We start from the raw sequence: 25,543 nt of genomic DNA on the forward strand, positions 1-25,543 counted from the left end.
AGGCAGCTTTTTTATTTTCTGGTTCAGAGCCTATTGAAGATCTCGCGAGCTAGAGCCATGCAAGGCGAAAACAGGTGAGGAAGCGGAGTGTACTTTTGTACATGAGCATTCCGAACTTGTTTTCAACGCAGCAGGGCCGACGCGCAGCAGATCGTCAGCGGACGACGTAAATGTCACACGGCGCTTTGTGCAGGAAGTGCTGCGCCAAGCTGCCAAGCAGGGCTTGTGAGAGCGCGCTGCGGCCATGGCTGCCGAGCACCAGCAATTCAATGTCGTGGGTTTTCAGGTGGCTCTGCAGGCAGCGCAGGATTCCGCCTTGCTCGACCGAATGGGTCAGGCTGGGGCCAGTCGGTGGCAGGTTTTGAGCCTCATCTTCCAGTAGCTGGCTGATCAGGGCTTTCTGTGTGTCCAGTTGTGCTTCGACCTGTTTAGGTGTGCCTTTGTCCGGCTCAAACACATGCAGGGCGTGCAAGGTGGCGTTTTCTGGCAGCAGGCGGTAAGCCTGGCCCAAGGCGCTGCAGGCGCACAGCGAGAAGTCGATGGCCGAAAGTGCACGCTCGTAGGGGCGTGAATCATTGCGTGCAACCAGCAGCAGCGGCACCGGGCAGTTGCGCGCAATGCGGTCCAAGCTGGTGCCGGAGAAAAAGTCATGACGCTGGTGGTGACCGCCAAGTACCAGCAGGTCGCAGCCCAGTTCGTTAAGTTGTTGCAACACCACTTCCGAGGGTTTGATGCCGCTGCGAACCAGCAATTGTGTGCCGGGTGGCGCATATTGAGTGAGGCTGCGATCGAGCGCCTGTTTGGCGGCATCCTGTTCTTGGCTGGTCTTGTTGGGATCAAGCACATGAAGGATGGTCAGCTTGGCGTTGAATTGCTTGGCCAGTTGCGTGGCGCGGCACAGGGCCATGTCCGCAGTGTCGCGCAGGTCGTGGGCAATAAGGATGTGACTGGGCATGGGCGGCGCTCTCCTGCCGATGCATGTCGGCACATTTTTGTGACCTCGAGTCATAACTGCGCTTTTGACCCAGGGCAAGGTCAGGCGTCAGCGTTTGCGTAACTGGTACAAACCGCGACTCTGAGCCACTACTTCACCACTCTCGTCGATCAGCTGCAACTCTAAAACGTAGTCGGCTTTGCCTTCTTCTGTTGCCTGTTTTTGCAGGGCCTGAATTTGTGCGTCTTCCAGGCGTGCTTCTACGCGAATATCACCGGTTGCCGGGCGACGAAAGCGTAGGTTCATTTCCTTGATGATGGGGTAAAAGTGCTGCGCGTCGAAGCTGGTGAGAAAGAGTGCGCCGCCGGGAATTTCCGCCAGGGTGAACAGTGCGCCTGCGTACATGCTGCCGATGTGATTTTGGTTACCGGCCAGCGGCATCAGCAGGCTGACGTGTCCGGGTTCCAATATCTCGGCCTTGAGCCCGCTGCGTTTAACGAAGGCGATTTGTTCTTCGGTGAGTTGGCGTACCAACTCCAAGGGCATCGACATGAAGGGCTCCACGTTTATTGTTGTGGTGTCAGCCTAAAGGTTGGTTGTGACGGCGGTAATGACGGCGAGCTCAGCGGTCGATTGACCGATTCGCTCACCGGCCGTGCTGCGTAACCCGCGCGTAGCCCGGATGCAATCCAGGAGAAACGCGCGCGGGTTTCCCGGATTTCATCCGGGCTACGTCCTATAGCTTGGGGGATGTCAGATGCCGTGCTGACGCAACCAGCCGAACAACTGTGGCAGGGGCAGCGCGCCGCTTTGTCGGGCCACTTCAACACCGCCTTTGAGCAGGATCAGCGTCGGGATCGAGCGAATGCCCATTTCGCCGGCGAGTTGCGGGTTGGCTTCGCTGTCCAGTTTGCTCAACCGACAGTGGCCTTGCAGCTGGCGAGCGGCTTGTTCGTAGATGGGCGCAAAGCTGCGGCATGGGCCGCACCAGCTGGCCCATACATCGATCAGCAGCGGCAGGTCGCCTTTGTTCTGCGCCGCAAAGTTGGCCTGGGTCAGCTCAAACGGGCTATCGTGCAGCACTTCGCCTTTGCAGCGACCGCAGCGGGGAGAGTCGCTCAGGCGTTCAGCAGGGATGCGATTGAGTCCGTTGCAATGTGGGCAGGGGATGAGCAGGGGATTGGACATGGGCGACTCCAGAGGCGGTTATCCCTTATCTGGAGTCGCTTGCGCGGATATCAAGGGCGATTAGTGTGCCGCGGCGTCCAGCGCCTGCGCCAAGTCGGCGAGGATGTCGTCGCTGTGCTCAATACCAATGGACAGTCGCACCATGTCACGCGGCACGCCGGCGCGCTGCAGCTCTTCGTCATTGAGCTGGCGGTGGGTGGTCGAAGCCGGATGGCAGGCCAGCGATTTGGCATCGCCGATGTTGACCAGGCGCACCACCAACTGCAGCGCATCGATAAAGCGCGCGCCGGCTTCCTGACCGCCGACGATGCCGAACGAGAGGATCGAGGCCGGTTTGCCACCGCAGTAACGTTGCGCCAGTGCATGCTCGGGGTGATCCGGCAGGCCGGCGTATTTCACCCAAGCCACTTGCGGGTGATTTTGCAGGTAATGGGCGACCTTCAGTGCGTTCTCGCAGTGGCGCTCCATGCGCAGCGCCAGGGTTTCCAGGCCTTGCAGAATCAGGAAAGCGTTGAACGGCGAGAGTGCCGCGCCGGTGTTGCGCAGCGGCACTACGCGGCAGCGACCGATAAAGGCCGCCGGGCCGAAGGCTTCGGTGTAGGTCACGCCGTGGTAGGACGGGTCCGGCGTGTTGAGCAGGGGGAAGCGCGCCTTGTTGTCGGCCCAGGGGAATTTGCCGGAATCCACCACGATGCCGCCGATGCTGGTGCCGTGACCGCCGATGTATTTGGTCAGCGAGTGCACGACGATGTCCGCGCCGTGCTCGAACGGGCGGCAGAGGATCGGTGTGGCCACGGTGTTGTCGACGATCAATGGCACACCATGACGGTGTGCGGCGGCGGCCAGCGCGGCCAGGTCAACGATATTGCCCGCCGGGTTACCGATGGATTCGCAGAACACGGCTTTGGTTTTGTCGTCGATCAGCGCTTCGAGGGCGGCGATGTTGTCGTGGGCGGCGAAGCGTGTCTCGATGCCAAAACGCGGCAGGGTGTGGGCCAGCAGGTTATAGGTGCCGCCATACAGCTTGGCCACCGAAACGATGTTGTCGCCCGCTTCGGCGACGGTCTGGATGGCATAGGTGATGGCCGCCATGCCGGAGGCCACCGCCAGCGCACCGACGCCACCTTCCAGCGCCGCCACGCGCTCTTCGAGCACGGCGTTGGTTGGGTTCATGATCCGTGAATAGATATTGCCGGCGACCTTCAGGTCGAACAGATCGGCACCGTGCTGGGTGTCGTCGAAGGCAAAGGAGCTGGTCTGGTAGATCGGCACCGCCACCGCCTTGGTGGTCGGGTCGGGGCTGTAGCCGGCGTGGATGGCCAAGGTTTCCAATTTCATGCGCGCGTTCCTTCAGGGCAGTTTGAAAGACCCGCAGCATGGCCAAAGCAAGAAGGCCCGGTCAATGCGCTGGGGCAATGAAACGGGCCTTTGTTAGAACGTTTATTAGGCTTATGCCGAGTTGACTGTTCAGCTAAGTGCTTTGTAAATGTTATAGGCGCTGATCAGGGTGATGAGGCAGCCAACAATGGTTAACAGGGTGCGCGCAGAAAGCTTTTTGCACAGCAGTGCAGCAAAAGGCGCCGCAAACATGCCGCCAAAGACCAGGCCTGCAACCATCATCCACGTATCCGGTTGGCCCGCCAGCAGGATAAAGGAAGTGGCACTTGCGATGGTCAGGAAGAACTCGGCGAAGTTTACTGAGCCAATGGTGGTGCGAGGATCGCTCCCCGAACCCAGTAAGCTGCTGGTCACGACCGGTCCCCACCCGCCGCCGCCCGCCGCATCCACAAACCCTCCAAAAAGGGCCAGCTTGGCCACATGCTTAGGTTCGCGACGCTGTTGTTTCACATGACGATAGGCTTTGCTGAGGATGTAAAGCCCCATCAACAACAAGTAGGCGGAGATAAAAGGCTTTAAGACATCTCCATCAAAACTGGTGATCAGCAAGGCACCAAGAACGGCGCCAATGATGCCGGGCAACAGCAGGCGCAAGAACAGCGATTTATTCACGTTGCCCAGTTTGGCATGGGAAATCCCCGATAAACCGGTGGTGAATACCTCCGCAATGTGAACGCTTGCGCTCGCCGCGGCCGGAGATGCGCCGGCGCTTAGCAGGAAGGTGGTGGCCGTGATGCCGTAGGCCATCCCCAGAGCACCATCAATGACCTGGGCGAAGAAACCGACCGCCACGGCGCTCCAGAACGTTGGGCTGTGGAGGGTGGTTTCGATGATTTCAAGGCCGCTGTGGCCGTTGTTATCGCCAAAGAACAATCGCCACGCCAAGAACAGCAGCAGGCCGATCAATGTCAGTGCTGCGAACCATACGGCTGCGCGCAATACTGGGTGATTGTCCGGGTGGGTGACGAAGTCTTCTACGGGAGGTAGACCCAACGCTTGGTGCTCATCATTGAGCGTGCTCGGGCTGAGATCGAGATCACGAATTTTCATAACTAAAGTGCGCACCTGACAGCGGGTGGTAGAACAGGGCGTAAGCAGGCCGCGAAGATAATCGGCTTTTCTTAGATAGTCTAAGAATGTTTGGAAAGGTTTATATGCCTTTTCGGTTTAATAGATAAGGCTGTACTGGTCGCTCTGCCGCGCACTGTGTCTGTGCGTTGCCGTGTATCGGGAGCGTCTCGTGGGAGGCGCTTTAGCGGCGATTGTCGCGGTTAAAGCCTCTCCCTCTGTGCGCAACTGGCTACGACGAGCAGCTGATTTCCAAATGCTTGCCCCGCTCTGGGCGTTAGGCGTAGTGAGTAGGGGAGATGGCGCTCTATCCATCTACCGTGGCAGGTTTGGAGGATGAAAAAGGCGTCATCCATCCTATGGCTACCACGCACTGTGTCTGTGCGTTGCTGTGTATCGGGAGTGTCTTGTGGGAGGCGCTTTAGCGGCGAATGTCGCGGCTAAAGCCTCTCCCGCTGTGTGCAACTGGCTACGACGAGCAGCTGATTTCCAAATGCTTGCCCCACTCTGGCGGGCGCTGGGCGTAGCGTTCGAAGCCGGGTTGTTCATCGAAGGGCTGTGACAGCACCTGATGCAGTTCGCGCACGGGGGCGTAGTCGCCTTGTTCGGCGGCTTCAATCGCCTCTTGGGCCAGGTAATTGCGCAGGATGTAGTTGGGGTTGGCCGCGTGCATGCGTGTGCGGCGCTGCGTTTGATCGTTGCTATCCCGTGCGCTGCGCGTTAGGTAGTCGGCGGCCCAAGCGTCGAAGCCGGCGAGGTCAGTGAAGTCGTCGCGCAGGCGCGCCACGGCTTGCGCTGCCGGGCTGTCGCCGAGTTCGCGGAAGAATCGCGTGTAATCCACCGCGCTGCTTTGCATCAGTTGCAGCAGGCGTTGCACCAGGGCTTCGTCGCCGTCATCGGCGCTGAGCAGGCCCAGGCGCTTGCGCATCAGGTCGAGGTAATGCGCCTGATACAACGGCAGAAACAAGCCAAGGCATTCGCGCAGGGCATCAATTTCCACCAGCGGCACCAACGCTTGGCCGAGGGCCGCGAGGTTCCATTGGGCAATGGGCACCTGATTGCTGAAGCTGTAGCGGCCGCTGTCATCGGAGTGATTGCAGATGTGCCGGGCGTCGAAATCATCGAGGAAGGCGTAGGGGCCATAGTCGAAGGTGATGCCGAGGATCGACATGTTGTCGGTGTTCATCACGCCATGACAGAAACCATACGCTTGCCAGTAGGCGATCATGGCCGCGTTGCGCTCAAGGATTTCGCGGAACATGGCCAGGTATGGCTGCTCCTGTTGCGCGCAGTCGGCGTAATGCTGGTGCAGCACATGCTCGGCCAGTTGTTTGAGCTGGTCGTGCTGGCGGGTGTAGTAGAAGTACTCGAAGTGACCAAAGCGGATATGGCTGGGCGCCAGGCGCAGCACCATGGCGGCGCGCTCCTGTTTTTCGCGCCACACCGGGGTGCTGGAGCCGGTTACGCACAGCGCCCGTGAGCTGGGGATGCCGAGTGCATGCAGGTGTTCGCTGGCGAGAAATTCACGGATCGAGGAACGCAGCACCGCGCGGCCATCGCCGGAGCGTGAGTAGGGGGTTGGTCCGGCGCCCTTAAGGTGCAGGTCCCAATACTGGCCCGCGTTGTTGATGACTTCACCCAGCAGCAAACCGCGCCCGTCGCCTAGGCGTGGGCTGTAGCCGCCGAACTGGTGCCCCGAATAGACCATGGCGCGCGGCTCTGCTGTGCTCCACAGTTTATGCCCGGTGAAAATCTGCGCGAACAGTTCGCTGTCGGCTTCACTCGGGGCGAGGTCGAGCAGTGCCATGGCGGCCGGGCTGGCGACGATCAGGCGCGGGTCGGCAATCGGCTCGGGCAAAACGTGGGTGGAGAACGCGTCACCCAGGCGAGCGAAGCGGTTGTCGAAGTGCAGTTCGTTAAGCGATTTCACGATTTGGCTCCGGCCGGGCAGTTGTGCCCGGCAAAACTGAGACGCTAAGGCAACTCCTTCTAGTGGGGTGCCCTGTTACTGCGGATCTACGGCCGGCCCTGCCGGTGGCAATGCGCCTTGCTTGGACTCGGCGGCGGCAGTGGCTGCAACCATTTGCCCGGTGGTGAGGTTAAGCTCCTGGCCGTGCAGATTTTTGATCATCACTTCAACTTGGTTGAAGGCCATTTCAACCTTGTGTTCACGGAATGTAAGGGCAATGCGGGTCAGAATCTCGTCAGTCGCCGCGTTGCGATCAGCCAGTTCGCGTACATGAAAGCGCAGTTCGTAGTCGAACGTGCTGGCGCTGATGTTGAGGAAAAACAGCAGCGGTGCCGGGTCGCGCAGTACCCGTGGATTCTCTTCAGCCGCTTGCATCATCAGCTTACGTGCCAACGGCAGATCGGTTTCGTAGGCCACGCCAATCTTCACAATCACGCGGGTGACGGTGTCGTTGAGCGACCAGTTGATCAGTTGGTCGGTGACGAAGGTTTTGTTCGGCACGATGATTTCTTTGCGATCGAAATCGGTGATGGTGGTGGCGCGGATACGGATCTTGCTGACGGTGCCGGACAGGTTGCCAATGGTGACCACGTCGCCGATGCGCACCGGACGCTCGAACAGGATGATCAAGCCAGAGATAAAGTTGGCGAAGATTTCCTGCAGGCCAAACCCCAGCCCCACTGATAGCGCCGCGACCAGCCATTGCAGCTTGTCCCAGCTAACGCCCAGGGTCGACAGGGTGACGACGAAGCCGATAGCGACGATTGCATAGGACAGCAAGGTGGTGGTGGCATAGGCACTGCCCTGTGCCAGTTTCAGCCGTGACAGCACCAGTACTTCCAGCAGGCCAGGTAGGTTGCGCCCCAGGGCCACGGTAATGCCGACGATAATCAGGGCCCCTAGTACATCGCGCAGGCTGATGGGCACCAGTGTTGCGGTTTCACCCGAGCCGCTGCTGTACTCGTAGAGGGTGATGTTATCGAGGTAGGCCAGCACTGAAATCAGGTCCGCCCAGACCCAATACAGACCGGCGATAAAGGTGCCGAGCAAGGCCAGGCGGATCAGTCGCAAGGACTGTTGGTTGACTTGTTCGATGTCCAGTGTGGGTTCTTCCACCACACTTTCGCTGCCTTCTCCGCCTTCTTTGGCTTGGGCTTGGCGTTTTGTTGTGGCGCGCTGGAAGGCCAGGCGACGGGCCGCGACGCCGAGACCACGAATAAACGTCGCTTCAAGGATGACCCAGGCCACCACCAGATACAGCGTGTCGATAAGGCGCTCGCTGAGTTTCAGCGCGGTGTAGTAGTAGCCAAAGCCCACGGCAACGATCAATGCCAGTGGCAGCACGCAAAGGGCAATGCCGATCAGCATGCGCAGGGCTGAGGCGTGCTCGCGGATGGGGCCGCTGAGCAGCAACTTGTGCAGCAGCCAGACCATCAGTGCATAGCAGCTAAGCACCACGCTCAGGCCAATCACGTCGTCGCCCAACCCGGCGGGTTGATGCTTGGCCACGGTCACTACGGCCACCAGAGCCAACACAACCAAGCCCAGACGGCGCACCTGTTGATGCAGGAAGGCCACTTGTGTGCGGCCCCAGCGGAAGTGCAGTTCAGCTACACCGCCATCAGCAAAGACGCGGTACAGCGTGTAGAACACCAGCCACGCTTGTGCCATTTGGAACAGCGCTTCGCCCAAGTTGGTGTTTTGCCCGCGCGCATCCATTTGCAAGGCAAAACCACACAGCGCCAGAAACAGCGCGCCGGGCAGGGCCAACAGCAGGTTGAGCATGATCGCTAGGGGCGTGTGCAGTTGGCTGTCACGCTTGAAATGGCCGATGTCCTGGTGCAGTTCGCGCAGCTTGCGGTACAGGTAGCCCCGGCGCCACAACAGCACGGCAATCAGCAGCAGCAGCGGTAAAAATAACAACGGTCGTTCGGTCAGGCCGGCAGCCAGTTGGCGCAGGTTGGCCCCCCAGGGCAGCTCGGCTATTTGTCGTTCCAGCAGGCGCGGGACTGATTTAATCCACTCCAGATCGAGTGGCTTGTTGCTGGGGATCCAGAACATTTGCTCGTCAAGGGTAGCGCGCAGGGCTTCGGCCGTGGTTTTCAATTGTCGCTGACTGAGCTGCAGGGTGATGGACTCATTGAGCAGGGTATTGAGCTCACGGTTTAGTCGATCAATCAGCTCGCGACGTGTATCGATAAGGGCCACCAAGTCCGTGCGCAGGGCCTGATCAACGGAGTCGCTGGGCTGGCTGCTGAGCAATGAATCGACATACATGCTGGGATTGTTGATCGCCTCGCGTTGCTGATTCAGTTCGAACTGGTAAAGGCGCAGGTCGGCGATCTGATCAGGCAGATCACTGTCGATTTTCAGTACGGGCAAGGCTTGCTGTTGTTTGTAGAGAATGCGCGAGAGCAGCAGGCTGCCTTGCAGCACACTGATCTGCTCTTCGAGGGCTTGATCGCTCTGGCTCAGGCTGTCGAGCTGCTGTTTGGTTTGCAGATTCAAACGGGTCAGCTCGTTGAGCCGGTCGGTGGCGCGCAGCAGGTAGTCGGAGAGCTTTAGGTTGAGCGCACTTTCCTGCGCGAGCAGGCTGTCGGTGCCGGCTTTTTCAACCTCGCGTGATTGCTGCTCCAGGGTCTGCTCGGAGAGGCTGCGGCGCTTCTCGTTGATCAGGTTCTGCAAATCGAGCAGTTCTTGCTCAAGGCGCTTGATGCGCTCGTCAAGCAAGGTGCGGCGGCTGTTGCCGAGGTCTTGCAGGAGGCTGTTGCCGGCCAGCTCCTGACGGCGCAAGCGCGTTTGCGCCTCCAGCTTGGCTTGTTCGGCGAGCAATTGATTGCGGCGCTCGGTGCTGAGCGATTTATTGGCTTCGCGCCCGCTCTTGAGAATGTTGCTGATTTCAAGGCTGCGAGTCTGGTTGCTGCTGATTTCCGCCTGGGCGCGTTCTGGTCGGGTTTGCGCCGTGATCACCAGGCTGTTGGCGTCGATGATTTGCTTCTGCCACTCGCTCAATTGCGCATTGCGGTCGGCCAGCAGTTGCTCCAGTTGGGCCAAAGAGCTTTTGCCATAACGCTGTGTCACGGGCGTCGGCGTGCTGTTTTTCAGCCGCTCGTAATCGCGCTGCGCCTCACTAATCAGGCGCGGAGCTTGTTGTAGCTGTTTTTCCAGATCGACCAGGCGTTGTTGGCTGTCGGCCGCATCGTTGAGCAGCGTTAGGGTTTTTTCCAAGGTCTGCTTGATGGCCAGCTGTTCGGCTTCCGGCAGTTTGCGGTCGGCCAGTGCATCCAGGCTGTTTTGCACATCCGTGCGGCTGGGTGCATCCGCCGCCTGCAGGGGAGCGTTCAGGCAGAGACCGAACAGGGTGATAAACAGAACGTGACGAAGTAGGGACATGATGACGATCAATGGCTCGAAAAGAAGCTGAGTTTAACAGGCGTCTGGGCGCCTGCCTGTGCTGCGCATAACGGTGTTTGGGCTAACTTAAACTGGGTTTATACCTGCGCTGAACGACTAGCGTGCGCAGATATGCCCGTTGGGCTTTGCGGCGCGCAACGCTAACAGGCAGCCGTGTTAAAGGAACAGCCCGGGGCCTGGGCGACTGCCTTCGGGGAATCTGACGCCCACTTTGCGCACCTTGTTCCCGTCAATCGCGGCCACTGTCCAGGTCAGGCCCTGCCATTCAACCTGGTCACCGATCACCGGCGAGCCGCCAATCTTGTGTGCGATAAAGCGGCCAAGGTGCAACTGGCCTTCGGCCCCTTCCAGCTTGAGGCCATAGAGGGCGGCAATGGCAGCCAGTTCAGCATCGCCTTCGAGTACGAAGTCACCGAAGAAGCGCAAATCCTGACCCCGTGTCGGCGCTTGGCTGAAGAGTTTGCCAAGGGCGGGTAAGTCATGTTCATGGCCCACTACGCAGAGCAAGTCGCCAGCTTTCAGGGTGGTGCTGCCTGAGGGGTGGAGCAGTTGTTTGTCGCGAAACAATGCGCCAATGCGCGTGCCTTCGGGCATTTTAAGTTCGCGCAGCGGTGCGCCAATGCACCACTTTTCCGCGCCGAGGCGATAGATAAACAATTCCCACTGGCTGGTTGGGTGCACGTCCAGGCCCGCGCGTGATACGGGTGCTGGGTCTGGCGGTACGGTGACGCGCAGCAGTTTGGCCGCCCAGGGTAGGCTGGTGCCCTGCAGCACCAGTGACACCAGCACGATAAAGAACGCCACGTTGAAGAACAGTTGGGCATTCGGCAGGCCGGCCATCAGTGGGAACACCGCAAGAATAATCGGCACCGCTCCGCGCAGGCCGACCCAGGCGATAAAGGCGCGCTCGCGGTCATGGAAGGCCTTGAAGGGCAGTAGGCCGATAAAGATCGACAGCGGCCGTGCGAAGAGAATCATCCACAGCGCCAGGCCGAGTGCCGGCAGGGCGATGGGCAGCAGTTCATGTGGCGTGACCAGCAGGCCGAGGACCAGAAACATGCCAATCTGCGCCAGCCAGGTCAGGCCGTCGAGCATGTGCAAAATACTGTGCCGCGAGCGAATTGGCTGATTGCCCAGCAGCAGGCCGCACAGGTAAATCGACAAAATACCGCTGCCACCGACCGCGGTGGTGATGGCAAAGATGATCAAGCCGCCACTGACCACCAGCAGGGGATACAGGCCGTTGGCCAGGTCCATGCGGTTGACCAAATTCAGCAGCAGCCAACCGCCACCGAGGCCGAACAGCGCGCCAATGCCGAATTGTTGCAGCAACTGCACCAGCAGGTTCCAGCTCATGCCGTCCTGACCGCTGGCGAGCATGGCGATCAGGGTGACGGTAAGGAACACCGCCATCGGGTCGTTACTGCCGGATTCGATTTCCAGCGTCGCGCTGACCCGCTCATTGAGGCCGCGCCCGCCGAGCAGGCTGAACACTGCCGCAGCATCGGTGGAGCCGACGATGGCGCCGATCAGCAGGCCTTCCATCCAGGTCAGGTTGAACAGCCACGCCGCCGCCACGCCCGTTAACCCGGCGGTGATGAGCACGCCCACCGTGGCCAGTGACAGCGACGGCCACAGCGCCACGCGGAAACTCGATACCCGCGTGCGCATGCCGCCGTCGAGCAGGATGATGGCCAGCGCCAAGTTGCCGACCAGATAGGCCAGTGGGTAATTGTCGAACGCGATGCCGCCGGGACCGTCGGTGCCAGCGAGCATGCCGACCAGCAGAAAAACCACCAAGATGGGGATGCCGAAGCGCGAGCCGAACGCGCTGACCAGGATGCTCATTGCCACCAGCACGCCACCGATCAAAAACAGGTTGTTGATGGTGCTGGCATCCAAGGCGCGTACTCCGTGCGGGTTGGGGTGCGTGCCACTATGCATGGCGCGTGCCAGAGAGTCTAACCGCTGACCGGTTTCGCCGCAGGAAAAAAATCACCTCACACTGGTCGGACGTCGTGTAACGGCATGCGGTACGTTTAGAGCCTATTTACGATCTTGCGAGCTAGAGCCATGCAAGGCAAAAACAGGCGAGGAAGCGGAGTGTACGAGTTGTACATGAGCATTCCGAGCCTGTTTTTAACGCAGCAGGGCCGACGCGCAGCTGATCGTATATAGGTTCTTAGAACCAGGCGTCCTGCATGCCCAGACAGGTATCGTCGCGCGCTTCGAGGATGTCCAGATCGTGGTGGCAGCTCGGCACTTCCCAGGTCAGGAAGTAGCGTGCGGCCTGCAGTTTGCCTTGGTAGAAGTCGACATCGGCGGCATTGCCGCGCGCTAAGCCTTCCTCAGCGCGGATTGCTTGTTCCAGCCAGCGCCAGCCGATCACGGTATGGCCGAACACCTTGAGGTACAGCGCCGAGTTGGCCAGGCCTTCGTTGACCTTGCCGCTCATCAAATCGCCCAGCAGGGCAAGAGTCACGGATTGCAGGCGTGCCAGCAGTTGCTCCAGCGGCTGGCGCAGTGCTGTCAGCGAAGTATGTGCCTCGGCGCGCTGGCAGGTGCCGTGGATCAGCTTGAGCAGTTGCTTGAGCGCCGCGCCACCGTTCATCGACACCTTACGCCCGAGCAGGTCGAGCGATTGGATGCCGTGGGTGCCTTCATGGATCGGGTTGAGGCGGTTGTCGCGGTAGTACTGCTCCACCGGGTAATCGCGGGTGTAGCCGTGGCCGCCGAGAATCTGGATGGCCAGCTCGTTGGCCTTGAGGCAGAACTCCGATGGCCAGGATTTGACGATTGGGGTGAGCAGATCGAGCAACTCCAGGGCGATGCGGCGCTCGTCCTCGGTCTCCAGCGTCAGGGTGTCGTCGAACAGCCGTGCGGCGTACAGGCCGAGGTCGAACGAACCTTCCACGTAGGCTTTCTGGGTCAGCAGCATGCGCCGCACGTCAGCGTGCTCAATGATCGCCACTTGATTGGACATCGGGTCTTTGCCATCGGGCAGGCGGCCTTGCGGGCGCTGACGGGCGTAGTCCAGCGAGTACAGGTAGCCGGCGTAGCCGAGCATCACCGCGCCCATGCCGACGCCGATGCGCGCCTCATTCATCATCTGGAACATGTAGCTCAGGCCATGGTGCGGTTTGCCCACTAGGTAGCCGACGCAATCGCCGTTATCACCAAAGTTAAGTGCGGTGGAGGTGGTGCCGCGCCAGCCCATCTTGTGGAACAGACCGGCCAGCACCACGTCGTTGCGTTTGCCCAGGCTGCCGTCATCGTTGACCAGAAACTTCGGCACGATAAACAGGCTGATGCCTTTCACGCCCGGCGGGGCATCCGGCAGCTTGGCCAGCACCATGTGCACGATGTTTTCCGACAGCGGATGGTCGCCGCCGGAAATGAAAATCTTGTTGCCCTTGAGCCGGTAGGTGCCGTCTTCCGCGGGTTCGGCGCGGGTGCGGATGTCCGACAGCGAGGAGCCAGCGTGCGGTTCGGTCAGGGCCATGGTGCCGAAGAAACGGCCATCGATCATCGGCTGCAGAAAGCGCTGCTTCTGCTCGGCACTACCAAAATTTTCGATCAGGTTGGCCGCGCCCATGGTCAGGAACGGGTACGAGGTGGTCGCCGCGTTGGCCGACTGGAAGTGCGCAAAACACGCCTGCGACAGCAGGTTGGGCAACTGCATGCCGCCCACCTCGAACTCGCGGGTGGCGTTGAGGAAGCCCGCTTCGAGGAAGGCGTCCACCGCTGGTTTGACTTCGGGGATCAGCACCGCCGCGCCGTCGACATACTCTGGCTCGTGTTCGTCATTCTTGCGGTTGTGCGGGGCGAACAGGTTTTCCGCGATGCTACGGGCGGTGTCGATGGCCGCGTCAAAGGTTTCGCGGCTGTGTTCAGCGAAACGTTCACGCTGGGTCAGGCCTTCGGCGTCTAGCACTTCATACAGTTCGAAGGCCAGGTTGCGGGAACTGAGCAGAGACTCGGACATGGGGATACCTCCGGTGGCGATAAGCCGAGTCTAAGCAGCTGCTTGCGCGGCTCCCAGCACTATTAATAAGCGTGATAACGGGGCGTTGGCCGGGGCGGGTCGCCCTGAGAAGCCTGACCATAGGACCATGCTCATTGCTCCCCTCTCCCATTTATGGGAGAGGGGCTGGGGGATAGGGCTGAAAACACCGCACATCGGCCAGGTATCCCCTCTCCCTAACCCTCTCCCCGTAGGGGCGAGGGGATTGATCGCGTCCGGTCGCAGTCTAGTGTTTTTTTAGCAGGGCTCTGCTGTTTACCCGGCAAAGCCCAGGGCCAGCTCGCGGGTCAGTTCGGCGGCGCTTATCGCCTTGCAGCCGCTGACATTCTGCCCCGCCCAGAGTGGCGAGAAGTCGCCGCTGCCCTGGCTTTCTGCTTGAGTGCGCAGCGGGGCAATGGCGGCCGTGGCAAGCGGGAAGGCCGGTGCGTGGGGGCTGAGCGGCCCCAACTCGCGCATCACCCGGTTGACGATGCCGCGCGCCGGGCGGCCGCTGAACAGGTTGGTCAGCGCCGTGTGTTGCGCGGCGGTGCTTTGCAGGGCAGCACGGTGAATGGCGCTGGTGCTGGCCTCATCGCAGCACAGGTACGCGGTGCCGACTTGCACCCCCGCCGCCCCCAAAGCCATGGCCGCGCGCACCCCGGCGGCATCGGCAATCCCGCCGGCTGCAATCACCGGTAGCCTGACGGCTTGCACCATCTGCGGCAGCAGGGCAAAGGTGCCGAGCTGGCTGCTCAGCTCATCGGTAAGGAACATACCGCGATGGCCACCGGCTTCCAGCCCTTGGGCGATAATCGCGTCCGCGCCGTTGGCTTCGAGCCACAGCGCTTCGGTCACCGTGGTCGCCGAGCCGAGCACCTTGGCTCCGCAGGCCTTGACCCGTGCCAGCAGTGCAGCTGAAGGCAGGCCGAAGTGGAAGCTCACCACGGCCGGCCGGAACTCCTCCAGAAGATCGGCCATCTCAGCACTGAACGGCTGGCGACCGGGGCCGCTGGCGATGCTCGCCGGATCAATGCCGAACTCGGCGTAGTAAGGGCTCAGCGCCTCGCGCCAGGCTGCTTCGCGAGCGTTGTCTACGATCGGTGGTGTATGGCAGAAAAAGTTCAGGTTGTAGGGTTGGCGGGTTTTTTCGTGCAGCGATTGCAGCTCCTTGCGCAATCCGGCGGCATCAAGCATGGCGCAAGGCAGCGAACCCAGTGCGCCGGCATTCGATACAGCGGCGGCCAAACCATGCAACTGCACACCGGCCATCGGTGCCTGAATCAGCGGCAGCTGGGTGCCCAAGAGCGCGTGCAGTGACATGGCGGTTCTCCCTGGCCAGACGAGTCAGCCGTCACCGTACTGATCCATCCGGCGCCTGGCAAACTGGTAAACTGCCCGGCCACAGGAGCCCGCCCAATGAACTACCGCCACGCCTTCCATGCCGGCAACCATGCCGATGTGCTGAAACACTACGTTTTGAGCCGCCTAATTGCCTTGCTGTCTCGCAAGGAAGCGCCGTTCGCCTACCTCGACAGCCATGCCGGTATCGGCCTGTATGACCTGCGCGGCGATCAAGCCAGCCGCACCGGCGAGTGGCTGCAAGGCATCGCCCGGTTGTGGCAGGCCACCGACGTGCCGGACCCGCTGCTGGATTATCTGGAAGTGATCCGCGCCATGAACCCCGATGATGAGCTGCGCCACTACCCCGGCTCCCCCGAACTGGCGCGCCTGCTGACGCGCGAGCAAGACCGCCTGCACCTGAACGAAAAACACCCCGAAGACGGCCGCCTGCTCAAGGAAAACATGCACGGCGACCGCCGCGTGGCTGTGCACTTGGGCGAGGGCTGGTATGTGCCGCGCGCCCTGCTGCCGACCCGCGAAAAGCGCGCCCTAATGCTGATTGACCCGCCGTTTGAGCAAGTCGATGAAATGGAGCGCTGCGCCCAATCGCTGAGCGAAGCCATCAGCCGCATGCGTCAGGCGGTGGTGGCCATCTGGTACCCGATCAAAGACCTGCGCCAGCTCAAGCGCTTCTACAGCGATCTGCAAAAAAGCAAAGCGCCCAAGTTGCTGCGCGTTGAACTCTACGTCCACCCCACCGACGAAGCCGCGCGGCTTAACGGCTCCGGCCTGGTGATCAGCAACCCGCCGTGGGGTCTGGAAGATGAACTCAAGCAAATCCTGCCGTGGCTGGCGCAGCTGCTCGGGCAAAGCCAGGGCGGCTGGCGACTGGATTGGTTGATTGAGGAGAACAGCGGCGCTTAACGGCCCTGCGCCGGCTCGACGAAATAGCTCACCTGCTGACGCGGGTTGAGGTATTCCAGTGCAGCGGGCGGCAGTTGGGTGGGGCGCATGCAGGCGGCGATGCTCAGCGTGGGCTCTTGTTCAAGGTCGACGATCAGGGCTTCGGCTTTGGGGATGGTTTCGTCGTAGACGATCAGCGTCGGTTTGAGCGGAGTGTTGGGGTTCATGCCCAGCACCAGGCCGAAGCGCTCATCATCCAGCGCGACCAGGCTGCCGGGCGGGTAAACACCCATCACGCGAATAAAGGCTTTCAGGGCTACAGCATCGAAGCGAGATTGCTGGTGCTTGAACATTAACCCCAGGGCTTCGTGTGGTGTCAGTGCGTTGCGTGGGTTGAGCGGGTTGCACAGGTTGTCGAAGTGGTTGGTGATGCATACCAGCCGGCTCAGGCGGGCGATGCCGGCTTCGTGCAACTGGCGCGGGTAGCCGCTGCCGTCACAGTATTCGTGGTGCTCGTGGATGATGCGCAGCACCTCATCATCGAACATCAGTTTTTGCCCGATGCGCAGGCCGAATTCACAGTGCAGTTGCAGCAACTGTTGCTCCGGGCGGGTCAGTGGCTCGTTTTTCAGCAGCACTTTGCTGGGGATTTGCAGCTTGCCGATGTCGTGCAGCAGGGCGCCAAGCCCGAGGGTGTGGCAGTCCTCGCTATTCAGGCCGAGTTGCCGGCCCAGCAACAGGCTCAGCGTGGTGACATTCAGGGCGTGGTAGTAGTGCTCTTCGGCGGCTTTGCTGTTGATGCTGTGCAGCACGGCGCCGCTGCCCGTGAGCAGGGTGTCGACCATGTCGCCGACAATTTCGCCAGCCTGTTTTAGCGCCTCTTCGGGGCGGCTGCGCAGGGTCTGGTTGAGGGCTTTGATCTGCTGGCCGGCCTGAATAAAGCGACGATCCACCTGCGCCAGTCGCTTGCGCAACGCTTTGAGCTTTTCCGCACGCACAGCGGCGGCTTGTTGCTGCGGCGTCAGGTTGGCTGGCGCGCTCGGCTCGATGATCGGCGTGTGGCCATTGAGCGGCAATGGCTCGCAGTCGCTGCGCTCGGGGTCATAGCGCAAGCGCTGCAGGCCGAGGGCGCGCAGCGATTTGATTTGCCCCGAGTCTTTAATCTTGAAGTTGTTGAAGGCGAAGTTGTGCTCCCACCAGGCCAGATCCAGCTGGATATACAGGCCGACACACAGCTGGTCGGGGGATACATAGGCGTTAGGCTCTGACATGCGGGTGGCGGCGGTGGTGGCGAAAGGCCTGCAGTCTAACCCGTTGCAGCGTCGCTGGCAGCCGGCTGTTCGTTGTGCAGGGCGTGCTCGACTTCAGCGGCCCATTGCAACCAGGACTGCTCACCGAGAATGCCACGGCGCAGTGTCAGGTAGGGCATGCGCAGGGCGTGGCGCTGCTCGGCGGGCAGCGCGTGGTAGTCGCGTTCGATGGCCAGCAGGCTGTCCAGGGTTTTGCGGTGCACGACGACATGCCGCTGCATCTCATCGCGCAGGTTATCGGCACTGGTGTGCGCCCCGGCAAACAGCTTGACCAGCAACGCGTCGTTGATCGTATTGGGCTGCACCGGCTCGCTCAGCCAGCGCAGCAGTTCGGCATGTCCGGCAGGCGTGAGGCGGTAGATTTTTTTATCCGGACGGGTGCTTTGCTCGTGCGCCTCGAAAGCCAGCCAGCCGGCCTCGCTGAGTTTTTTCAGCTCCTGATACACCTGCTGATGCTTGGCATTCCAGAAGTAGCCCAGGCCCTCTTTGAAGCGTTTGAACAAGTCATACCCACTGCCGGGTTCGCTTTCCAGCAAGATCAGAATGGCGTGCTTGAGCGACATGGATGGGCTTCACCGGCAGTGTTTTGAGAGGGACGGCAGTATACGGCTTATGCAAACACTTGCAGGTCGTCGAATGCCTGCCTAGTATGCAAAAAATTGCATAACAAACATAACCCCGGAGCTGTCCATGAAACGCACAGGTACCCGCTTTCGTCCGCGTCTGGCGCGTAACGATTACGACGTCATCATCATCGGCTCCGGTATTGGTGGCCTCACCACGGCCGCGCTGCTGGCCAAACTCGGCAAGCGCGTGTGCGTGCTGGAGCAGCATTACACCGCCGGTGGCTACACCCACAGCTACGAGCGCGAAGGCTACGAATGGGACGTGGGCGTGCACTACATCGGTGAAGTGCATAAACCTTGGTCGACCATCCGCCGGGTGTTTGATGTGATCAGCGACGGGCAATTGCAGTGGGCACCGATGGATGCGCACTACGACCGCATCGTCATTGGCGAGCAAACCTACGACTACGTAGCTGGGCGCGAGGAATTCAAGGCCGAGATGCGCCGCCACTTCCCTGATGAGGGCGTCGCGCTGGATCGTTATGTCGATTTGCTCAGTGAGGTCAGCGCCAAGGTGCCGCGCTTCTTCGCCGGGCAAGCGCTGCCACGTTCAGTGGGTGTGCTGTACAGCAAGCTGCGCCGGTTGTGGCTGCCGGATTACTTCTTCAAAACCACCCGTGAAGTGCTCGAGGGGCTGACCTCTAATCAACAGTTGATCGGCGTACTCACCGCGCAGTGGGGCGACTATGGTTTGCCGCCCGCCGAAGCCGCGTTTGTCATGCATGCCATGGTGGCCAAGCACTACATCACCGGAGGCAATTACCCGGTAGGCGGCGCGAGCAAGATGGCTGAAACCATCATCCCGGTGATTGAGGCCGCGGGCGGGCATGTCTTCACCTATGCCGGGGTCGACAAGGTGCTGGTGGAGAACGATCGCGCCGTCGGTGTGCGCTTGCAAAAAGACGGCATCGAGATTCGCGCGCCGCAGATTGTCAGCTGCGCTGGCTTGGTGCCGACCTACACACGCCTGCTGGAGCCGCAGGTGGCCGAGCGCCACGGGCTGCTGACGCAACTGCCCAAGGCCAAACTGTCGGCCGCAACGCTGTGTCTGTATGCCGGCTTCAAAGGCAGTGCGGCCGAGCTGAAATTGCCGAAGACCAACTACTGGGTTTATCCGACCCACGACCACGACCACAACGTCAGCAGCTTTATGGCCAGGCAGAACCCGGCGATGCCGCTGATTTACATCAGCTTCCCGTCGGCCAAAGACCCGGCCTGGGATGCGCAGTACCCGAACAAGGCCACGGTGGAGATCGTCGCCCCGACGCAGCCCGATTGGTTTGCTAAATGGAAGGGCACCACCTGGGGCAAGCGCGGCGCGGACTATGACGCTTTCAAGGCCGAATTGACGGCGCAACTGCTGGAAACCCTCTACCAGCACCAACCGCAATTACGCGGTGCGCTGGACTTCTGCGAGTTGGGCACGCCTCTCTCCACTGAGTGGTTCCAGTGGAACGAGCAGGGCGAAATCTACGGCATAGATCACACGGTCGAGCGCTTTGAGCAGCACTGGATCCACACCCAGACGCCGATCAAAGGGCTGTACCTGACCGGTGCCGACACGGTGACGGCCGGGGTCGGCGGTGCGCTGATGGCCGGTGTGCTGACCGCGTCACGCCTGCTCGGCTGGCGCGGTTATCAGGTGGGTCAGTTACTGAAAAGCTGGAAACCAACGACCAGCGGGCAGGGCGCCGTGGCCGTTGAGTCCTGAACCTATCACCCGTTACTGCGGCAGGCAGACACCGGTGCCGCCCAGACCGCAGTAACCGCCGGGGTTTTTCGCCAGGTATTGCTGGTGATACGCCTCGGCGTAATAAAACGGCGGGGCCGGGCGTATTTCCGTGGTGATCGGGCCGAAGCCGGCCTGCTCCAGTGCGGCCTGGAACTGTGCCTGACTGGCCTGTGCGGCGGTCAGTTGCGCATCGCCGTAGCAGTAGATTGCCGAGCGGTATTGGGTGCCGATGTCGTTGCCCTGGCGCATGCCCTGTTAGTATGACTTGGCCTGGCAGCTATCTATGTAAACTGATATCACCGCCAGCCTAGCTTCTACGAATGGTCTGAGAAGGCCCTTTCTCGAAATATGCAGCCCAGCAACCATGAGTGTTGCAGATTAGCTATTTCGCGATACCGAGGGGTATTCGGCGTTTCCGCAAAGTTCCGAAGTTTTGTTTCTTAAAAAATTGAGTAACTGGATTTAGTCGCTCCGGGCTTATCTTTGTTTTGTACTGACTTTGCGACAGGTCACAGAGGAGAGTACATGGTTCTGGTTGTCAATGTTGACTTTCGCAGTAGTCACGATTCGAGGCTCTCACAGCTCTCACATAAAATTCCGCAATTTTTCAATAATTCAGCTGAACCATATAGCGAGGCAAATGCCTACATGCGGTTTTTGTCCCGCCGATTAATGCCGAAAAGTATGAAAACTATCGCGGAACATATTAAAGAGTTTTTGGTTTGGTCGGAAAACTCCGGGATTGAACTTATAGATATTACGGATGATGTCTTTGATAGCTACGTAGATGCGCTCTGTGGTTATCGAAAGGCATCTGGAGTGCCGCTTAGCTGGAATACTGTAAATGCAAGAGCTACAGGTGTTTATCGCTATCTTGTATGGTGTTATGAGAAAAGGCTATGCCCCGATTTGAATCCAGTTGAGGTCGCTAGCTCATACGGCGGGTTGCGGAAAAAATATAACACCAAAGGACATCACTCAAGAAAAATAAACGATCATACAAAATTTCTTATCTTGGAAACTGCCGTTAAGTTCATTGATACCCTTTCCGAGGTTTCGGGGTTCGCAAATTCAGAAGTAAGGCTAAGGAATAAGTTGATTGGAGCGTTTATGCTTCAGTCGGGCCTTAGGATATCTGAAGTAGTAGGATTTCCTTTAAAAGATCTGCCCGAGGTTAATCTAAGAGGGCACTCGACCCCAGCGAGGCTTATCGGCAAGGGTGAGAAAGCAAGACTGGTTTTGATACCCAATAAGCTGCTTGTTAAATTTTGGCAGTACGTAGATTTTGACAGGCAAAGAGTTGTAGAAAAAATAGAATCAATCGCTGGAAATGATGTTGTGGATGATGTGCTCTTCTTAAGTGAAAAAGGTCGAAGGTTGACAGCGAACTGGATAGAAAAGTTGTTTACCAGGGCAAGTGAGAGGCTTGGGGTTAAGACCGTACCTCATGTGTTAAGGCATACATACGGTACTTACCATTACCTTTTGAATAAAGATCTGGCGGGGCTGGCCAATTTAATGGGGCACTCCAATGAGAACACGACTCGGAATTTCTATGTCCATACGGCTTTACTGATTTCCTACGCTGGGACATATAGAGCTCTACAGGATGAGATTGATAGATTGATAGGGGCTGCTAATGGATGAAAACAGGTCTAGCTCTCTTCATTTCCTTACTGTAGCTGAGGAGCGTGCTGAAACAGAGCTTAAATTCACTGCAGAATGTAAGAACACGGCGAAAATATATGCATATGACTTAAGTGGCAAGCCATACTCTGATTCGTTTCGGGATGTGCTCGGAGTAGTGGTTTGGGCTATTTACCGGCGAAGAAATATGATGGGGCATTTAAGTCGGTTGGCGATCATCGAGATACTTCCAAGGTTCTTTAAATTTCTTGAAAATGTTCTGATATATAGGGCAGAGCAACTGTCAGGGGATACGCTGCGTTACTTTGCGGAATGGCTAAAAAAGGATAAGAGTTTAAGCTATTCAACTGCGGCCTCTATGTATCGAAAAATTTCACCCGTATTTTTGCAAATGAGTAACCATTATAAGGTTAGCGATAGTTTTGTTCCCGTTCGTAATGCCTTTCCCAAGTCAAGCTCGCTTGTCTCGTCCTGTGTTGGATATGATCAGAAAGAGTTGAAAAGTATTCTCAATACGGCTGTGCGCGGGATGCGTGAAAGTGCGTCTAGGTTTGAGAAGGCGTATCAGCCTAGATGGATAGGAATAGCTCCGCCATTAGAAGATGTGGCTCCTATTGGTCCGGGTGGCAATAGGTCATATTGGGCCAGTGAAGAATATAGAATCTGGTGGTGGGAGAATAATTGTGGATGTATGAGGCTTAATAGTAATGCACTGTACAAGCTGCCAAAAGGGCAGACTTTTTTTCAGTCTACGGCACTAGACGGTAAAAAAGGTACTGTTGAGTATTTAAACGAATTTTATGACCGCATAGGTGCTGGCCCTGATTATCAACCAAAGTATTTGGGGTTGCCTTGTCCTATCAATTACCGTACGCCATGGAAAAAGAAAGATTATCTTGTCTGGTACTGGGAAAACAAATTAGGTTGCAGAGCTCTATCTGGCGGTGAATTGAAGAAGATTGCGCCAGAGTTCTGGGGTGCCTTGAAAGAATATTTTGGGGGAAGGATAAAGGATTTTTACAAGGAGTTGGGTGTATATCGCTGGGTTCAAGCAGAGGATTTGATTCCATATTATTTGTTGCTCTTGATTAGAACGCAGCTGAATCCATCTACTATTCAGCGCCTGACATTAGACTGCCTAGTTCCTGACCCGTTGGATGATGGTCGTGTCATGATTGACTGGAAAAAGTATCGGTCTTTTAAGAAAGGAATGACCATTCCTGCTGATAAAGGCAGCGATGGCTGGCCTGCGATGATAATTAAACGGGTGATTGCTATTACTGAGTCTATTAGGGAAGACGGCCAAGAGGAGTTGTGGGTTGCAAACGCCAATCGTTTCAAAATTAGCCAGCCTCTAGGTGGCTCTGCATTTAAAAGGGCTCTTCAAGCGTTTTCAAAAAAACATGCATTAACAAGCTCTGATGGTAAGCCTTTATCTATTCAGGCGCGACTGATTCGTCCAGCAATGGCTTGGAGTGAATACTTAAGAACTGAAGATATGAACTATCTTCAGGCGTTATTAGGGCATGCTAGGCTTTCAACAACTGCTGATTATTTGAGGCGGTTAGATGATCCTATCTTTCTGACTCGACGGGCAGTTCATCAGGATGCAGTTTTTGTTCGGCTTTCTTCTGCTGAAGATGGCTCTTTAATTAGCGAATCTCTGGAAGTAAGTGAGAGTGCTCAAGGAATGCACGAGGCTCTTTTAAATCACTGCAAGAATCCGTTGAAGTCTCCTGTTTCTGGTCAAAAAACTGGGTCCTTCTGTAGTGCTAGTAGTGAGGTGTGTTTGGGGTGTCAGAATTTAATCATAACCTTTGTTGATATAAAGAAATATTTCTGCTTTATTGGCTTTTATGATTATCTTTTGCAAGTTGGTGATGTGACTGATTTGGAGCACAGGAAGGCTGTTTCTGAGAAGCGCTTCATTTGGGAGAATTATATACTTGTAAAGTATGACTCAGGCGTTGTTGAGAGAATAAGGTCTGAGGCTTTGGCTTCTCCAATTCCGGAGTGGGATATTTCCCTGTATGAGGAGAGAAAGCATGGGTGATCGTTTTGGCTCTCCTCTGTATTTATTAGCGAGAGACATTGTTCAGGAGTTGAATCATGAACTAGATTTTTATCCTAACCTCAAGGGTGTGTCGGAGTCGGCTAGAGCAAAAATTAAGATATCGGCGTTATCTTTCTATAGGGATAATGTCTGGGATTTTTCTACTGAGTATCCAAGTTTACGTTCAAGGGACGTTGTTCTTAAATTTAGCCAAATTCATTTTGGGGATGGCAGTGACATAACCATGTCGGGTTATGAAAATTATTTGAATTCGGTTAAGGAGTATTGCTATTCGTTATTGGTCGATCCTCCGTCGACATACCCTAAATGGTCGACTATTTGTGTTGCCATGAACAAGGGGGTTAGGACTCTTTTAAGGTTCATGAGAGAGTCTGGCATCGTTAGGTTTTCTGATGTTTTCGATATTGATTTTCAAGGTTTTCAAGACTGGGTGGCGGAGTCTGAGAATAAATATGGGGAGTTGATTACCAATAGAACACTTAACTCAAGGATCTATGGCCTTTCGTGGCTCTACGAACAGTCTGGAAAGCTTACTGATGGGTTAGTTGCTTGGCCTTTTGGAGATAGTCGCAGTGAGACTGAGTGGGCGAAGGATCGCGCACAAAAGAAACTGCCTAGAAAATATCAAACTACCCCTGAGATGCCGGACTCGGTAGCGAAGAAGTTAATTTTATGTGCGATTGATGATTTGTCTATTGCTGAAAAGCTGCAGGATTTAAGGGAGAAGCGTAAGGAATATAAGTCTAGGAAATCTGTTTCAAGGAAATTACTGCCATCTGGTGAGTATAGGTATTCTGTTGAGGTTCTGAATCCATTTCCATGGCATAGATATGGGGTTTCCTCGGCTAATCAAGTAAGAACGTTGGAGTCAAGGCTTCTTATAGCTGGTTATATTTTGATATCGATGTTTTCAGGTATGCGATTTCATGAGGTGGCTCATATTAAGTTTGGTCGTATTAATAATTGGAGTGTCCGGCAGGTAAGCGTTGACGGTGGCGTTAGGGATTTTTATTTTTTGGTGTCAAAGACCAATAAGTTGCAGCATGATGCTACCCGCTATCTCTGGCAAACGATTCCCTTTGTTGAGCGTGTTTTAGACGCGCTTGAGCAGGGTTTGGCTCATCGTTATACGCGAGGTAATTCTTTTCTTTTTTCAGGCTATGTAAATAATGGCGAAAGAATTGCGCTTTCTACTATAAATTGTGCCTTAAAAAAATATGCCGAATTTCATCATGTAGAGTTTAATGGTGAAGTGTGGTCAGTTGCGACACATCAGTTTAGAAAGAAGTTCTCACGACTTATGATTAGGAGTGGTCTTGGTTTGGTTGCGCTTCAAGATCAATTGAAGCACTTTGATATTGAGATGACGAAGAATTATGGTGACTTAAATCTCTACTCTGAATTGCAGCAGGAGAAATTTACCCTGTCTAGAGAGAAGTACGACGAAATTATGCTGACTCAGGTCCCTATTATTGGTGGTGGTGCTGATGAGGTTGAGGGGTATAGGAAGGCTTTTATGGGTATGCCTGCCGATGATAGAGAGCAGCTCTTGGATAATCTATCCAAGAAAGCGCTTATTGAGCAAATGGATGATGGCTTGTGTATGTTTAGAGCCAAGAAGGCGCTTTGTGGGGGAGATAGTGCAAACTGTCGACCGGCAGATTGTAATAACTCTATTATTCCTGCTGAAGGTATGAGGCGAACCTTGACCTGGCGTAAGAGCGAGAATCAAAGAATGAGAGACTTCTTTTCTGGTCAGCCATTAAAGGTGGCCCATTTAGATGACAGGATCTCTGAAATTGATAAATTGCTCAGTCAAATGGATGGCTTAAATTGTGACCTGAATTCATAGAATAAGTGCAACGCTTGAAACGATAGGCAGAGGGCCAGCCACCGGTAGAATCCAGGCTCTCACACCAAAGGATTCAAGCGCAGA

The 25,543-nt window shown here is 57.0% G+C and carries 17 protein-coding genes and 1 pseudogene; 5 read left to right on the forward strand and 13 right to left on the reverse strand.

Annotated features, from left to right (window positions below; all coding sequences use genetic code 11):
- Positions 1–154: 154 nt before the first annotated feature.
- The 10 genes from AUK77_RS12630 to AUK77_RS12675 form a co-directional block, all read right to left on the reverse strand.
- Positions 155–955, reverse strand: coding sequence for a universal stress protein (locus tag AUK77_RS12630; RefSeq protein WP_296130259.1), 801 nt, complete (start codon positions 953–955; stop codon positions 155–157).
- Positions 956–1,042: 87 nt separating this feature from the next.
- Positions 1,043–1,486 carry a YiiD C-terminal domain-containing protein gene (locus AUK77_RS12635; protein ID WP_296130261.1) on the reverse strand — a complete coding sequence of 148 codons (444 nt, stop codon included), beginning with the start codon at positions 1,484–1,486 and terminating at the stop codon, positions 1,043–1,045.
- 201 nt (positions 1,487–1,687) lie between these two features.
- The gene (gene trxC, locus AUK77_RS12640) at positions 1,688–2,122 is read right to left on the reverse strand and encodes a thioredoxin TrxC (protein ID WP_296130263.1); all 435 of its coding nucleotides are present in this window, start codon (positions 2,120–2,122) and stop codon (positions 1,688–1,690) included.
- Between the two features lie 60 nt (positions 2,123–2,182).
- Positions 2,183–3,460, reverse strand: a complete 1,278-nt coding sequence (locus tag AUK77_RS12645; RefSeq protein WP_296130264.1) for a bifunctional O-acetylhomoserine aminocarboxypropyltransferase/cysteine synthase — start codon at positions 3,458–3,460, stop codon at positions 2,183–2,185.
- A 129-nt stretch (positions 3,461–3,589) separates the two neighbouring features.
- Positions 3,590–4,570, reverse strand: a complete 981-nt coding sequence (locus tag AUK77_RS12650; RefSeq protein WP_296130266.1) for a sulfite exporter TauE/SafE family protein — start codon at positions 4,568–4,570, stop codon at positions 3,590–3,592.
- A gap of 487 nt (positions 4,571–5,057) precedes the next feature.
- Positions 5,058–6,518 carry a protein adenylyltransferase SelO gene (gene selO, locus AUK77_RS12655; RefSeq protein WP_296130268.1) on the reverse strand — a complete coding sequence of 487 codons (1,461 nt, stop codon included), beginning with the start codon at positions 6,516–6,518 and terminating at the stop codon, positions 5,058–5,060.
- A gap of 75 nt (positions 6,519–6,593) precedes the next feature.
- Positions 6,594–9,950, reverse strand: coding sequence for a mechanosensitive channel MscK (gene mscK, locus AUK77_RS12660; RefSeq protein WP_296130270.1), 3,357 nt, complete (start codon positions 9,948–9,950; stop codon positions 6,594–6,596).
- Between the two features lie 177 nt (positions 9,951–10,127).
- On the reverse strand, positions 10,128–11,873 hold the full coding sequence (locus AUK77_RS12665) for a potassium/proton antiporter (protein WP_296130288.1): 1,746 nt from the start codon (positions 11,871–11,873) through the stop codon (positions 10,128–10,130).
- A 280-nt stretch (positions 11,874–12,153) separates the two neighbouring features.
- The gene (locus AUK77_RS12670) at positions 12,154–13,956 is read right to left on the reverse strand and encodes an acyl-CoA dehydrogenase (protein WP_296130272.1); all 1,803 of its coding nucleotides are present in this window, start codon (positions 13,954–13,956) and stop codon (positions 12,154–12,156) included.
- A 294-nt stretch (positions 13,957–14,250) separates the two neighbouring features.
- A complete protein-coding gene (locus AUK77_RS12675) occupies positions 14,251–15,294 on the reverse strand; it encodes a nitronate monooxygenase (RefSeq protein WP_296130274.1) in 1,044 nt (347 codons plus the stop codon).
- Positions 15,295–15,390: 96 nt separating this feature from the next.
- Between AUK77_RS12675 and rlmJ the strand changes: the two genes are divergently transcribed.
- Positions 15,391–16,239 (forward strand): 23S rRNA (adenine(2030)-N(6))-methyltransferase RlmJ, encoded by an 849-nt coding sequence (gene rlmJ / locus AUK77_RS12680; protein WP_296130276.1) that lies wholly within the window; start codon positions 15,391–15,393, stop codon positions 16,237–16,239.
- Here the strand turns inward: rlmJ and AUK77_RS12685 are convergent.
- Positions 16,236–17,489: an HD domain-containing phosphohydrolase gene (locus AUK77_RS12685; RefSeq protein WP_296130278.1), complete on the reverse strand. Its 1,254-nt coding sequence runs from the start codon at positions 17,487–17,489 to the stop codon at positions 16,236–16,238. The two genes, rlmJ and AUK77_RS12685, sit on opposite strands and share 4 nt — an antisense overlap.
- Positions 17,490–17,524: 35 nt before the next feature.
- On the reverse strand, positions 17,525–18,091 hold the full coding sequence (locus AUK77_RS12690) for a PadR family transcriptional regulator (RefSeq protein WP_296130279.1): 567 nt from the start codon (positions 18,089–18,091) through the stop codon (positions 17,525–17,527).
- A 127-nt stretch (positions 18,092–18,218) separates the two neighbouring features.
- Here AUK77_RS12690 and AUK77_RS12695 point away from each other — a divergent pair, with 127 nt between their 5' ends.
- Positions 18,219–19,865 carry an NAD(P)/FAD-dependent oxidoreductase gene (locus AUK77_RS12695; RefSeq protein ID WP_296130281.1) on the forward strand — a complete coding sequence of 549 codons (1,647 nt, stop codon included), beginning with the start codon at positions 18,219–18,221 and terminating at the stop codon, positions 19,863–19,865.
- Between the two features lie 12 nt (positions 19,866–19,877).
- On the opposite strand, the pseudogene AUK77_RS12700 reads toward AUK77_RS12695, so the two are convergent.
- Positions 19,878–20,141, reverse strand: a pseudogene (locus tag AUK77_RS12700) (peptide-methionine (S)-S-oxide reductase); the annotation flags it as partial.
- 270 nt (positions 20,142–20,411) lie between these two features.
- Here AUK77_RS12700 and AUK77_RS12705 point away from each other — a divergent pair.
- The 3 genes from AUK77_RS12705 to AUK77_RS12715 are packed head-to-tail and all read left to right on the forward strand — an operon-like array spanning position 20,412 to position 25,459.
- The gene (locus AUK77_RS12705) at positions 20,412–21,533 is read left to right on the forward strand and encodes a site-specific integrase (protein WP_296130284.1); all 1,122 of its coding nucleotides are present in this window, start codon (positions 20,412–20,414) and stop codon (positions 21,531–21,533) included.
- Positions 21,526–23,586 carry a hypothetical protein gene (locus tag AUK77_RS12710; protein ID WP_296130285.1) on the forward strand — a complete coding sequence of 687 codons (2,061 nt, stop codon included), beginning with the start codon at positions 21,526–21,528 and terminating at the stop codon, positions 23,584–23,586. Before AUK77_RS12705 ends, AUK77_RS12710 begins: the two co-directional genes overlap by 8 nt.
- A complete protein-coding gene (locus tag AUK77_RS12715; RefSeq protein ID WP_296130287.1) occupies positions 23,579–25,459 on the forward strand; it encodes a site-specific integrase in 1,881 nt (626 codons plus the stop codon). Before AUK77_RS12710 ends, AUK77_RS12715 begins: the two co-directional genes overlap by 8 nt.
- Positions 25,460–25,543: the final 84 nt, after the last annotated feature.

The organism is Pseudomonas sp. Ga0074129 (assembly GCA_001465025.1).
In the GTDB taxonomy this organism is placed as follows: Bacteria; Pseudomonadota; Gammaproteobacteria; order Pseudomonadales; family Pseudomonadaceae; genus Aquipseudomonas.

Coding starts and splice junctions, on each gene's coding strand:
- AUK77_RS12695 (WP_296130281.1), top strand. CDS start 18,219: ATGAAACGCACAGGTACCCGCTTTCGTCCGCGTCTGGCGCGTAACGAT.
- AUK77_RS12705 (WP_296130284.1), top strand. CDS start 20,412: ATGGTTCTGGTTGTCAATGTTGACTTTCGCAGTAGTCACGATTCGAGG.
- AUK77_RS12685 (WP_296130278.1), bottom strand. CDS start 17,489: ATGTCAGAGCCTAACGCCTATGTATCCCCCGACCAGCTGTGTGTCGGC.
- rlmJ (WP_296130276.1), top strand. CDS start 15,391: ATGAACTACCGCCACGCCTTCCATGCCGGCAACCATGCCGATGTGCTG.
- mscK (WP_296130270.1), bottom strand. CDS start 9,950: ATGTCCCTACTTCGTCACGTTCTGTTTATCACCCTGTTCGGTCTCTGC.
- AUK77_RS12645 (WP_296130264.1), bottom strand. CDS start 3,460: ATGAAATTGGAAACCTTGGCCATCCACGCCGGCTACAGCCCCGACCCG.
- AUK77_RS12690 (WP_296130279.1), bottom strand. CDS start 18,091: ATGTCGCTCAAGCACGCCATTCTGATCTTGCTGGAAAGCGAACCCGGC.
- AUK77_RS12630 (WP_296130259.1), bottom strand. CDS start 955: ATGCCCAGTCACATCCTTATTGCCCACGACCTGCGCGACACTGCGGAC.
- AUK77_RS12710 (WP_296130285.1), top strand. CDS start 21,526: ATGGATGAAAACAGGTCTAGCTCTCTTCATTTCCTTACTGTAGCTGAG.
- AUK77_RS12670 (WP_296130272.1), bottom strand. CDS start 13,956: ATGTCCGAGTCTCTGCTCAGTTCCCGCAACCTGGCCTTCGAACTGTAT.
- AUK77_RS12650 (WP_296130266.1), bottom strand. CDS start 4,570: ATGAAAATTCGTGATCTCGATCTCAGCCCGAGCACGCTCAATGATGAG.
- AUK77_RS12715 (WP_296130287.1), top strand. CDS start 23,579: ATGGGTGATCGTTTTGGCTCTCCTCTGTATTTATTAGCGAGAGACATT.
- trxC (WP_296130263.1), bottom strand. CDS start 2,122: ATGTCCAATCCCCTGCTCATCCCCTGCCCACATTGCAACGGACTCAAT.
- AUK77_RS12675 (WP_296130274.1), bottom strand. CDS start 15,294: ATGTCACTGCACGCGCTCTTGGGCACCCAGCTGCCGCTGATTCAGGCA.
- AUK77_RS12635 (WP_296130261.1), bottom strand. CDS start 1,486: ATGTCGATGCCCTTGGAGTTGGTACGCCAACTCACCGAAGAACAAATC.